The sequence below is a fragment of the Methylobacterium sp. EM32 genome (assembly GCF_040593685.1).
Lineage (GTDB): Bacteria > Pseudomonadota > Alphaproteobacteria > Rhizobiales > Beijerinckiaceae > Methylobacterium.
Map to the genome: position 1 here is coordinate 113,164 of NZ_JBEXZS010000008.1, position 12,009 is coordinate 125,172.

Consider the following 12,009-nt stretch of genomic DNA (forward strand, 5'->3'; position numbering starts at 1 on the left):
GCCTCTCTGCCGCCGCCCTCACCAGGACGAGAGGGCGGCGCGTTTCCAGGTATTGGCGGCGACGCAGGTGTAGACGAAGTCGGTGTCGTGCGCCCAGTCGCCGGGTGCGCAGGAGGCCTTGGAGGAAGCCGGCGTCGCGAGCGGCGAGTTGAGACGTACGGCGGTCGCGCTGCTCGCCTGAAGGCCGCCGCCGAGCGTGACGTTACCGTCATTCGTGACGAGGAAGCCCCCGCCATAGCGGAGTCCCGTCGCCCCTCCATCGTAGGACAAGCAACCCGCATACCCATTCAGGCAGACGGACTGCCCGGGTCGCGTGACAAGTGCGTAGGGCCCGGCATCGCTCGATGAGTTGAACGCGATGTGATGATTGCCGGCGATATCGATACCGGTGAATGCGGTCGTCGCGAATAGGGCATCGGCATCGGACGAGTTGTTGTCGCCTTGAAAATAAATTCCGTAATGCGTAATCGCATTCTTCGACGTGAATGCCGCAGAAGCCATATTTGGGATCGGGACATCAGCCACCAGCTGATTCGCATTGATGTAGTGCGCTCTATAGAAAATGCCATCGATCCGCACATGATAGACTGTCGCGTCAAACGGCCGCCCTTTCAGGAGCGTGATCGTCCCGTTGTTGACCCTGACGGTCCCCGACCACTCGTTCGTTGTTCCGCCGCCGGAATAGATCCACGCCGTATTGGGAGTGCCGATGCCGTTGAAGAAGATACCGGCACTCAGACATGTTGGCCCGGGGGCACAGTCCTTATTGAAGTTGTTAATATCGTACTCGACGCCGAACGTCTGGACGTTGCCGGCGCCGGGGGCGATATGGATGTCAACGTTGTGACCCCAGACCGTCGGAGGACGCTGGCCATTCGGGCCGGGGCGCTGGCGCATGGAGATCAACTGGCCGGTCACGTTATTGACGCCGAACTGTGCAGCCGACACGCTGCCGCCGACAACGTCGCCGTTGACGAAGATGCCGTTCGTCTCCCGCCTGATGCTGCCATCGGCCTGGAACTGCACCAAGAGAGGTGCATAGCCATTGGACGACGGATTTCCGTTCGTGTCCTTCTCGACGCCGCGTGTCGCATAGACCTTGGTGCCGATGCCCGAAGACACGAAGACGCCGAAGCAGCTCGGCTGCCAGCTCTGGGTTCCATCGGTCGCAAAGGCGCCATCCGTCGCCTTGCAGCCGTTTCCGACCGTGAGGCTGCGACGGGCCGTGTCGCCGACATCGAGCCCGCCGTCCCGCCCGACATTGGACCCATCCAGGGCGAGGGCGGGCGCCGTTCCGAACGCGGCGAACAATACGAGGATCGGCAGCAGGCGGGGCATCGGATTCCTTAGGCTCTCATGCCGATGGCGCGGAGCCGCTATGCCCGCGCCATTCGAGGTTGCGCGGGCCGGAGACGAGCGAGGGATGCGGCGGCACGCCCCGATCGTCGGACAGCCGAAGCCCCGGTCGGGCGCGCCATCAAGCGGACGCATCCGCCCGATGGCGCTCTCCCCTCACGCCGCCGGCATCGCCCGCTCGATCACCCGGGCGAACAGCGACACGCCGTAGGGCGCCGCCTCGTCGTTGAAGTCGTAGCCCGGGTGGTGCAGGCCGGCGCCGGGACCGGTGCCGAGGAAGATGTAGGCGCCGGGGCGCGCGTTCAGCATGTACGAAAAATCCTCCGCGCCCATCATCGGCTGGACCGCGCGCTCGACCGCGCCCTCGCCCGAGACCTCCGCGGCGATGTCGGCCATGAACATCGCCTTCGCCGGATCGTTCGCGGTCACCGGGTAGCCGCGGCCGTAATCGACGGTCGCGGTGGCGCCGAAGGCGGCGGCGACGTTCGAGGCCACCTGCGCGATGCGCGCCTCGCAGGTGTCGCGGACGCTCTCGGAGAGCGTGCGCACCGTGCCGTTGAGGATCGCGAATTCCGGGATCACGTTGAAGGCGTCGCCGGCCTTCACCTGCGTGATCGAGATCACCGCCGATTGCACCGGGTCGATGGTGCGGGACGCGATCGATTGCAGGGCGGTGACGATGTGGGAGGCGACCAGCACCGGGTCGATGCACTCGTGGGGAGCCGCCGCGTGGCCGCCCTTGCCGTCGACCCGGATGGTGATCCGGTCGGCCGCCGCCATGATCGCGCCGGGGCGGATCGCGAAGCTGCCGAGCGGCAGACCCGGCTTGTTGTGCAGGCCGTAGACCTCCTGGATGCCGAAGCGCTCCATCAGGCCCTCCTTCAGCATCACGTCGGCGCCGCCGCCGCCCTCCTCCGCCGGCTGGAAGATCACGATCGCCGTGCCGTCGAAGTTGCGGGTCTCGGCCAGGTACTTGGCCGCGCCGAGCAGCATCGCGGTGTGGCCGTCATGGCCGCAGGCGTGCATCTTCCCCGGCACGGTCGAGCGGTGGGGCACGCCGCTCGTCTCCTCGATCGGCAGTGCGTCCATGTCGGCGCGCAGGCCGATCACCTTGCCCGAGCCGGTGTTCTTGCCGCGGATGACGCCGACGACGCCGGTCTTGCCCAACCCCGTCACCACCTCGTCGCAGCCGAAGGCCCGCAGCCGCTCGGCCACCAGGCCGGAGGTGCGGTCGAGGGCGAACAGCAGCTCGGGATGCTGGTGGAAGTCGCGGCGCCAGGCGGTGATCTCGTCGGCGAGGGCGGCGACGCGGTTGATGACGGGCATGTGACAATACGCTCATATCGAGGCGGGAACTTGCGCGCAGGATGCAACAGGCAGACAGGCGCCCGGTCAACTCCTTTCCACGGCTCGCGAATGTCGCGGACCCGCATGGGGCGCATGGCCCGTGGCCGGTTGGCCCGGGACTTGTTAGGGCTGCGCGATCGCCACCCCTCCGTCCCGTCGCCTGGCGGGACGGGACGGGATGGTGCATCATTTTTCATCATTCCGGCGTCGCCTGCGGCGTCGGAAGGCTCTAGTAAGAGCCTCGTTCCCCCCGCGGAGTGTGCCCGTCGATGTCGTTCTTGAAGTCCCGTCCGCTGCTGGCCTGCCTCGCCGCCGCCACCGCCCTCGTGGGCTTGGGCGTTGCGCCGGCCTCGGCCGCCAACACGTTCCGGTTCGCCTTCCAGGGCGACCTCAAGTCCCTCGACCCGTACACCCTGAAAGAGACGTTCACGATCTCGGCGCACGGCGCGGTCTACGAGTCGCTCGTCACCCGCGACAAGGACCTGAAGCTGGTCCCGGGCCTCGCCGAGTCCTGGGAGACCCCGGAGCCGACCCGCTACCGCTTCAAGCTGCGCAAGAACGTCAAGTTCCACGACGGCTCGCCCTTCACCGCCGACGACGTGATCTTCTCCGCCGAGCGCGTGCGGGCGCCGGGCTCGAACTTCCAGACCAACGTCCCGGCCGACGCCACCTTCGTGAAGGTGGACGACCACACCGTCGACATGGTGCTGACGAACCCGAACCCGATCGCCCTGTACCAGTTCGGCGGCTGGTACATCATGTCGAAGGCCTGGGCCGAGAAGCACGACGCGCTGAAGCCCACCCCGGTCTCGGCCTCGACCCCGAGCTACGCGGCGCTCCACGAGAACGGCACCGGCCCGTTCACCATCACCGAGCACCAGCCCGGCGTGCGCACGGTGTTCAAGAAGTTCGACGGCTACTGGGGCAAGGTCGAGTCGAACATCGACGAGGCGATCTTCACCACGATCGGCAACGACGCCACCCGCGTCGCCGCGCTCCTCTCGGGCGAGGTTGACTGGGTCGATCCGGTGCCGCTCCAGGACCAGAGCCGGGTGAGCTCCAGCGCCAACGCCGTGGTAGTCAACGCGCCCGAGCTGCGCACGATCTATCTCGGCATGGACCAGACCAGCGACGAGCTGCGCGGCTCCAACGTCAAGGGCAAGAACCCGTTCAAGGACGTCCGGGTGCGCGAGGCGTTCTTCCGCGCCATCGACGAGGACGCCATCGTCAAGCGCGTCATGCGCGGCCAGGCGACTCCGGCGGCCCTGCTGATCGCCCCGCCGCTCTTCCCGCTGGCGAATGAGTTCAAGCGCCCGGCCTACGACCCGAACAAGGCCAAGGCGCTCTTGGCCGAGGCCGGCTATCCCAACGGCTTCGAGGTGCCGCTCGACTGCCCGAACGACCGCTACGTCAACGACGAGGCGATCTGCCAGGCCATCACCTCGATGCTCGCCCGCGTCGGCGTCAAGGTGAACCTGATCGCCCAGCCCAAGGCGAAGTACTTCGCCAAGATCCTCAAGCCCGCCTTCGACACCTCGTTCTACATGCTGGGGTGGACGCCCTCGTCGATGGACTCGCACAACATCCTGTACGAGATCACCGGCTGCCGGACCGACAAGTCCTCGCCGCGCGGCACCACCAACCTCGGGAACTACTGCAACCCGAAGGTGGATGCGCTCGCCGACAAGATCGAGCGCGAGACCGACCAGGAGGCCCGCAACCTGATGATCAAGCAGGCCTACGAGATCGTCATGGCGGATTTCGGCTACATCCCGCTCCACCAGCAGGCGCTCGCCTGGGGCGTGTCGAAGAAGGTCAAGCTGGTGCCCCGCGCCGACAACCAGATGATGCTGTACTGGGTGTCGAAGGAGCAATAAGGCGCCTCCCCGACCAACCCACGTGACATGAAAATCGCGGGTCTCCCCTCTCCCGTGTGGGAGAGGGGCCGGGGGTGAGGGTGACACGCTTCAGTGTGAAACGCTGAGCGTAGTGCTGGCAGCTCAACAGTCTGAGTTTAACCCGGCACCGTGTCACCCTCACCCCTACCCCTCTCCCACACGGGAGAGGGGATCCCGCGAGTCATTCGTCAAAATCAGAGACACCGAGGGAAATCCTCGGACCACACCAGAACCCAAGAAAATCCCCCCATGCTCGCCTTCATTCTCCGCCGCCTGCTGCAATCCGTCGGGGTGCTGCTGGCGGTCGGGCTGATCGCCTTCGCGATGTTCCGCTTCGCCGGCGATCCGGTGAACCAGCTCGTGGCGCCCGATACGCCCTATGCCGAGCGGCTGCAGATCCGCCAGAGCCTCGGCCTCGACGACCCGGTGCTGGTGCAGTTCGCCCGCTACGCCGGCAACGCCGTGCGCGGCCAGTTCGGCAACTCGTACCAGTTCCGCCAGCCGGTCTCGACTTTGCTCGCCGAGCGCATGCCCGCGACGCTCGAACTCGCGCTCTGCGCCACCCTGTTCGCGCTCACCGCCGGCATCCTGATGGGGGTGTACTCGGCGCTGCACCGCCACAGCGCCCTCGCCAAGCTTCTCCAGGCGATCTCGCTCGTCGGCGTCTCGCTGCCGACCTTCCTGATCGGCATCCTGCTGATCTTCCTGTTCTCGGTCACCCTCGGCTGGTTGCCGTCCTACGGCCGCGGCGACACGGTGCGGATCGGCTGGTGGACCACCGGCTTCCTGACGGTGTCGGGCTGGAAGGCCCTGATCCTGCCCTCGATCACCCTCGGGCTGTTCCAGATGACGCTGATCATGCGCCTCGTCCGGGCCGAGATGCTGGAGGTCCTGCGCACCGACTACATCCGCTTCGCCCGGGCGCGCGGCCTCACCACCCGCTCGATCCATTTCGGCCACGCGCTCAAGAACACCCTGGTCCCGGTCATCACCGTGGCGGGCCTCCAGCTCGGCTCGATCATCGCCTTCTCGATCATCACCGAGACGGTGTTCCAGTGGCCCGGCATGGGCCTGCTCTTCGTGCAGGCGGTGCAGAACGTCGACGTGCCGATCATGGCCGCCTACCTGCTGCTCGTCGCCCTCATCTTCGTGACGATCAACCTCGTGGTCGATCTCCTCTACACCATCGTCGATCCGCGCCTGCGCCTCTCGGTGCGGCGGGCGGCCTGAGGATTCCCTAACATCATGGCCTCCCCCGCTCCCGCGCTGACTGCCGCGGCGCCGCCCTCGCGCCTCGCGCGCTTCCTCGATTCCGATCTGTTCGCCAACTTCAAGCGCTCGAAGCTCGCCATAGTGGCCTTCGTCGCCACGGTGCTGTTCATCGCGCTGGCGCTGCTCGCCCCCGTCATCTCGCCGCAGAACCCCTACGACCCGGCGCAGCTCGAGCTGATGAACGCCAACCTGCCGCCGCTCTGGTACGCCGACGGCCAGGCGCCGTTCCTGATCGGCACCGACGACCAGGGCCGCGACGTGCTCTCGGCGGTGTTCTACGGCATGCGCCTGTCGCTCCTCGTCGGCGTGCTCGGCGTGCTGCTGTCGGGCTTCATCGGCATCGGCCTCGGGCTGATCGCCGGCTATGCCGGCGGCTGGGTCGACACCATCATCATGCGCGTCGCCGACGTGCAGCTGACCTTCCCGGCGATCCTGATCGCGCTCATCGTCGACGGCGTCGCCAAGGCGGTGGCCGGCGGCCACATGGATGCGGAGGCGCAGATCGCCCTCATCGTGGTGGCGATCGGCCTGTCGTTCTGGGTCCAGTACGCCCGCACCGTGCGCGGCTCGGTGATGGTCGAGAAGAACAAGGACTACGTCCAGGCCGGCCGGCTCATCGGCCTGTCGGCGCCGGTGATCCTCACCCGCCACATCCTGCCGAACGTCACCGGCCCGGTCTTCGTCATCGCCACCATCAACCTGGCGCTCGCCATCATCACCGAGGCGACGCTCTCCTTCCTCGGCACCGGCCTGCCGGAGACGATGCCCTCGCTCGGCACGCTGATCCGCACCGGCAACCGCTTCCTGTTCTCGGGCGAGTGGTGGATCGTCGCCTTTCCGGGCCTGGCGCTGGCCGGCCTGGTGCTGGCGATCAACCTGCTCGGCGACTGGCTGCGCGACGCTCTGAACCCCAAGCTCCAGTGACCGACATGACCCAACCCGTCCTCTCGGTGCGCGACCTGCGGGTCGAGTTCGCCACCCGCCGCGGCGTGCTGACCGCGCTCGACGGCGTCTCCTTCGAGATCAACCGCGGCGAGGTGCTCGGCGTCGTCGGCGAGTCCGGCGCCGGCAAGTCGGTGACCGGCTCGGCGGTGATCGGCCTGATCGACCCGCCCGGCCGCATCGCCGGCGGCGAGATCCTGCTCAACGGCGAGCGCATCGACAACCTCGCTCCGGAAGCGATGCGGAAGGTGCGCGGCAAGCGCATTGGCATGATCTTCCAGGACCCGCTGACCAGCCTCAACCCGCTCTACCGGGTCGGCCGGCAGATCGAGGAGACGATCCGCACCCACACCGACCTCTCGGCCCGGGCCGCCCGCCAGCGCGCGATCGACCTGCTCGCCGAGGTCGGCATCCCGGCGCCGGAGCGGCGGATCGACGGCTTCCCGCACGAATTCTCCGGCGGCATGCGCCAGCGCGTCGTGATCGCGCTCGCGCTCGCCGCCGAGCCGGAGCTGATCATCGCCGACGAGCCGACCACCGCCCTCGACGTCTCGGTCCAGGCCCAGATCATCACGCTGCTGAAGCGCCTCGGGCGCGACCACGGCACCGCCGTGATGCTGATCACCCACGACATGGGGGTGATCGCCGAGGCCGCCGACCGGGTCGCGGTGATGTATGCCGGCCGCGTCGCCGAGATCGGCCCGGTGGCCGCGGTGGTGGGCGATCCGCTCCACCCCTACGCCCAGGGCCTGATGGGGGCGATCCCGTCCCTGTCGCACGAATCCGATCGCCTCGCCCAGATTCCCGGCGCGATGCCGCGGCTCTCGGCGATCCCGCCCGGCTGCGCCTTCAACCCGCGCTGCCCGAAGGTCTTTGCCCGCTGCACGGTCGACCGGCCCGAGCCGCTGACGGTCGGCTCGCACCGGGTCGCCTGCCACCTCTACGACGCGTCCGGACAGGCCGCCGCATGAAGCCCCACATCTCCCTGAAGACCCCGATGTCGCCCCAGCCCGACTACGTCCAGGTCCGCGACCTGCGCCGCCTGTTCGACGTCTCGCGCCCCTGGCTCAACCGGGTGATCGAGCGCCAGCCGCGCCAGTACCTGCGCGCCGTCGACCACGTCTCGTTCTCGGTCGCCAAGGGCGAGACCCTGGCGATCGTCGGCGAATCCGGCTCCGGCAAGTCGACCGTCGCCCGCATGGTGGTCGGCCTGATGCCGCCCTCCGACGGCGAGGTGACGATTGCCGGCATCTCGATGACCGACCCGCGCCAGGCCGCCGAGCGGCGGCAGTTGCGCCGGCGCATCCAGATGATTTTTCAGGACCCCTACGCCTCGATGAACCCGCGCTGGCGGGTCGACCGGATCATCGCCGAGCCGATCCGCGCCTTCGGGCTCCTCACCGGCGAGCGCGAGATTCAGGCCCGTGTGGGCGAGCTGCTGACCCTGGTCGGCCTGCACCCGGACGACGGCAAGCGCTACCCCCACGCCTTCTCGGGCGGCCAGCGCCAGCGCATCGCCATCGCGCGGGCGCTCGCCTCCGAGGCCGAGTTCCTGGTCGCCGACGAGCCGACCTCGGCCCTCGACGTCTCGGTCCAGGCCCAGATCCTGAACCTGATGCGCGACCTCCAGGACCGGCTCGGCCTGACCTACCTGTTCATCAGCCACAACCTCGCCGTGGTGCGCCACATGGCGAACCGCATCGGCGTGATGTATCTCGGCCGCATCGTCGAGATCGGCGGCGGCCGCGAGCTCTTCACCGCCCCGAAGCACCCCTACACCCGCATGCTCCTCGACGCGGTCCCTGATCTTGCGCATGTCGGCCGGCAGCGCGTGCCGGTGCAGGGCGAGATCCCGAACCCGATCAACCCGCCGTCAGGTTGCACCTTCCACCCGCGTTGCCCGTTCGCGAATGAGCGGTGCAAGGCGGAGGTGCCGGCGTTTCGGGATGGGGTGGCGTGTCATGCGGTGGAGGAAGGGCGGTTGATGCCGGGGGGTGTGGCGGCGGTGGCGTAAAGCGTATGGCGCGTCGCGATGGAAAGTGTTGGCGGCGCGTATTTTCCCATCTTTCTTTACATAACAATTGCCATTTAGCTAGATGGTATTTTAATTTATTTCATTATAGATCATATAAAAAATTAAATAACGCATCTTTCGGTATACATCAAAAATACTGTAAAAATAGCTGGACCACCGTGCCTCCAGGGGGATTCTCTCCTGGGGGTTAGAGTCCTGTAAATAGCTGGTTGTCTTGCACTCCCTAAAGCGGCATCATGGCCTCAAGAGTTCGGGATGCGTGTCCGTGACCTTAGCAAACGATTTAATATACGTGCCCTTGCGGGAGAAATCAGCTACTGGTGACAGATATGAATACCAAGCGTTGTGGGGACTTGCGCTTCTCTTCAAAGAACATACCTCAAGCGAAGATTACGCCATCATTTTTGAATTTCACGACGACATTGCCTTGCTTGATCACTCAATCAGCCCCACAAAAGTACGGTTTTATCAAATAAAATCTAAAGACACGAGCGGCGGATGGACACTTTCTGCACTTCTGCATCGCGAAAAGGTTAGGACAAAAAAAGGAACCACAATCACTCCGTCGCATATAGATAAAATGTATGATAATATTCATAAATTCTCTAGCTTCGTTCTGTCTGTCGATTTTGTATCGAATCAAATGTGCGGCTTTAAAACCGATAAGAAAAGCTTTAGATTTTCCGAATGCACAAGCGACCACTTTAAAAAATAGTCAGCTCAATCCAAGAGCCGTATCCTGTCGCGACGGTATCTCAGATTGGTATTTTGGGATTTGAGTATACCGATCTCAGTTTAGGCGATGCGGTATCCCACACAAAAGGGAAGCTTCAAACATTTATCGCGGCGCACTTGGGCCATATCTACTTCAGCCCAGAGGCGGTTTATCAAGTAATTATAGACGAGTGTCGACGCAAGGCAAATTTTAAAGGTGATCATCTATCATTGAGCCAAGTTATTGAAGATAAAGGGATTACAAAGAAAAACGTGCAAGAGTGGCTTAATGCAATACAGAATAACAGCCGATCGCCAGAATGGGGTGATATAGCACCGAATCTCAGCTACCCATTCTCAGAGATACTCTTGATCCGAAACGAATACAATATCTATAGATCGGCCGCCCTAGACGTATCGGACCGTGCGATTAATCGTGTAAGAATGGCCATAATTAATGAAATTCCGAAAATAATAGAAGATACAAATATGAGTTTACGCGACATGGTGGACAATGTATATATAAAATGCTATGATGCAGCCCATAAATATCTCACGCCGTTTAAACCAGCAAAATTGAAGGCAATGATTATCTATGAAATATACACATACGACCCAACTTCAAAAATATAAGAGACTTATCAGGAGCCTAAGAAAGAAAAATTATGAGAAATTTGAAATTACGCAGACTGTCAATCTTATCCGTACGCGAAGGGAAAGCCCGCCAAGAGACATTCAGCAAAACAACAACGGTGGTGATGGGTGAAAACGATACCGGAAAATCCCATCTGATGAAATCGATCTATAGCTCGTTAGGCGCAGACCCGGCTGTTGTCAATGAGAAATGGACGAAAGCGGGAGTTGCGTTATTTGTAGAAATTTCTGTCGATGATATTGATTTTTCGATGTTAAGATTGAATGACCAATTCGGATTTTTCAACTCCAGCGATGATCTTGTATGGTCTGGATCTTCGATAGTCAAAGAAGTAGGACCACAAATTGCGCAACTTCTAAATTTTAGTATCCAACTTGCCGCGAAGTATGAAGACCTCATTACTCCACCACCGCAGTTTTGCTTCATGCCTTTTTATCAAGATCAAGATCGTGGTTGGTCGGATATGTGGAGCTCGTTCAAGAATCTCAATATGATTCGAGATTATAAAAAGAATATACTTGAGTATCACACAGGCATCAGACCAAGAGAATTCTATTTAGCACAAGCAGCAAAGGCGGAAGCGGTTCGTGAGCAAAACAAGCTGAAATCAGAACGCCAAGCACTTGATCGCACATCAGACCGTCTTCGCAAAGATCGAACCCCTATAAGAATTACATTTAACCCGGATTTATTTGCCAATCAACTCGATCAACTCCTAAAAGAACTAAATGGAATTCGTGGTTCATATGATGACACAAAAAAGAAAATTTCAGAGCTGCAATCTAAACGAGTTCTTACAATAGAAGAGATCGAGATTGCGAAGACAGCATTGAGCGAACTTGATGCGGATCTTAGATTCGTCAAAGATATAACTGAGACGCAGATCATATGCCCAACCTGCAACACCATACATGATAACAATTTTGCCAATAGGTTTGGTCTTATAAACGATGCAGACACTTGTCGTGATCTTTTAGCTAAATCTCAAAACACGCTACGTTCGATTGAAAAGGATATCGAAAGTTCATTCTCCTTACTTCGTGCGCATAATGAAAGAATTGCAAATGTAGAAAAATTGCTCAACGACGTGCAAGATGAGATCAAACTACGCGATATGCTTAAGGATGAAAGCGAAAGGATGTTGGACAGCGCGCTATCAGACGAGCGGAGCATTATCGACGCAGGCATATCAGAATGGAAATTGAGGGAAGATGCTGCCTTGATTGACATGAAGGATTATAGTCGCCCGCGAAGAAAGTCGCAAATAATTAGATTTTACGCAGATAAACTCCGCGTATTTTCGGAAGAGTTAGGCATTCAATTTAGCGATTCTGTAATGAAGAGCATTTCGCCCAAAATTAACGAAACTGGGAGCTATGGACTAAGAGCAATATTGGCTTACCATTATGCTCTTTTGCATACTATCCGTGAATTTACGACCTCGTGCCTGTGTCCGATTGTAATAGACACGCCACTTCAACAAGATCAAGATGAAAGAAACGCTCAAGCTATAATAAAATTTGCCCTGAAGAACCGCCCTGATGATATGCAGCTCATACTCGGCACCGTATCTCTCCATGGCGAAAAATATAACGGACACCTTATTAATCCGAAACAGAAAGAGGCGTTACTGAACAGAGAAAGTTACGACAGCGTAAGATCCTTGATAAACCCTTTCATAAATAAAATGCTTGGCGGCGAACAAGGCGAATTGCTATGAGATAGAAATTTCCTTCATAATTATTTAAATAAAATCTCAACATATTGGCATTCGAGGGTTATAGAGCTGC

General features: G+C 60.8%; 10 protein-coding genes. 8 read left to right on the forward strand and 2 right to left on the reverse strand.

Translation table 11 applies throughout. The features are described from left to right. Nucleotides 1–18: 18 nt before the first annotated feature. Both ABZT49_RS02005 and ABZT49_RS02010 read right to left on the reverse strand, forming a co-directional pair. Complete coding sequence (locus ABZT49_RS02005; RefSeq protein WP_355282316.1) at nucleotides 19–1,338, reverse strand: hypothetical protein; 1,320 nt, start codon at nucleotides 1,336–1,338, stop codon at nucleotides 19–21. Between the two features lie 174 nt (nucleotides 1,339–1,512). Further along, nucleotides 1,513–2,682, reverse strand: a complete 1,170-nt coding sequence (locus ABZT49_RS02010; protein WP_355282319.1) for a M20 aminoacylase family protein — start codon at nucleotides 2,680–2,682, stop codon at nucleotides 1,513–1,515. 290 nt (nucleotides 2,683–2,972) lie between these two features. Between ABZT49_RS02010 and ABZT49_RS02015 the strand changes: the two genes are divergently transcribed. The 8 genes from ABZT49_RS02015 to ABZT49_RS02050 all read left to right on the forward strand — a co-directional run bounded on the left by ABZT49_RS02015 (nucleotide 2,973) and on the right by ABZT49_RS02050 (nucleotide 11,939). Further along, nucleotides 2,973–4,580, forward strand: coding sequence for an ABC transporter substrate-binding protein (locus ABZT49_RS02015; RefSeq protein WP_355282321.1), 1,608 nt, complete (start codon nucleotides 2,973–2,975; stop codon nucleotides 4,578–4,580). A 270-nt stretch (nucleotides 4,581–4,850) separates the two neighbouring features. Next, nucleotides 4,851–5,831, forward strand: a complete 981-nt coding sequence (locus tag ABZT49_RS02020; protein WP_355282324.1) for an ABC transporter permease — start codon at nucleotides 4,851–4,853, stop codon at nucleotides 5,829–5,831. A gap of 15 nt (nucleotides 5,832–5,846) precedes the next feature. Next, nucleotides 5,847–6,797 carry an ABC transporter permease gene (locus tag ABZT49_RS02025; protein WP_355282327.1) on the forward strand — a complete coding sequence of 317 codons (951 nt, stop codon included), beginning with the start codon at nucleotides 5,847–5,849 and terminating at the stop codon, nucleotides 6,795–6,797. Nucleotides 6,798–6,802: 5 nt separating this feature from the next. After that, nucleotides 6,803–7,786: an ABC transporter ATP-binding protein gene (locus ABZT49_RS02030; protein ID WP_355282330.1), complete on the forward strand. Its 984-nt coding sequence runs from the start codon at nucleotides 6,803–6,805 to the stop codon at nucleotides 7,784–7,786. Then, entirely contained in the window at nucleotides 7,783–8,829 is a 1,047-nt protein-coding gene (locus tag ABZT49_RS02035) for an ABC transporter ATP-binding protein (RefSeq protein WP_407943427.1), read from the forward strand. The genes ABZT49_RS02030 and ABZT49_RS02035 overlap by 4 nt, the downstream gene beginning before the upstream one ends. A 280-nt stretch (nucleotides 8,830–9,109) precedes the next feature. Further along, on the forward strand, nucleotides 9,110–9,565 hold the full coding sequence (locus tag ABZT49_RS02040; protein ID WP_355282332.1) for a dsDNA nuclease domain-containing protein: 456 nt from the start codon (nucleotides 9,110–9,112) through the stop codon (nucleotides 9,563–9,565). Nucleotides 9,566–9,618: 53 nt separating this feature from the next. Further along, nucleotides 9,619–10,197: a hypothetical protein gene (locus ABZT49_RS02045; protein WP_355282334.1), complete on the forward strand. Its 579-nt coding sequence runs from the start codon at nucleotides 9,619–9,621 to the stop codon at nucleotides 10,195–10,197. Between the two features lie 32 nt (nucleotides 10,198–10,229). Then, complete coding sequence (locus ABZT49_RS02050; RefSeq protein WP_355282336.1) at nucleotides 10,230–11,939, forward strand: hypothetical protein; 1,710 nt, start codon at nucleotides 10,230–10,232, stop codon at nucleotides 11,937–11,939. The last annotated feature ends 70 nt before the right edge of the window (nucleotides 11,940–12,009 follow it).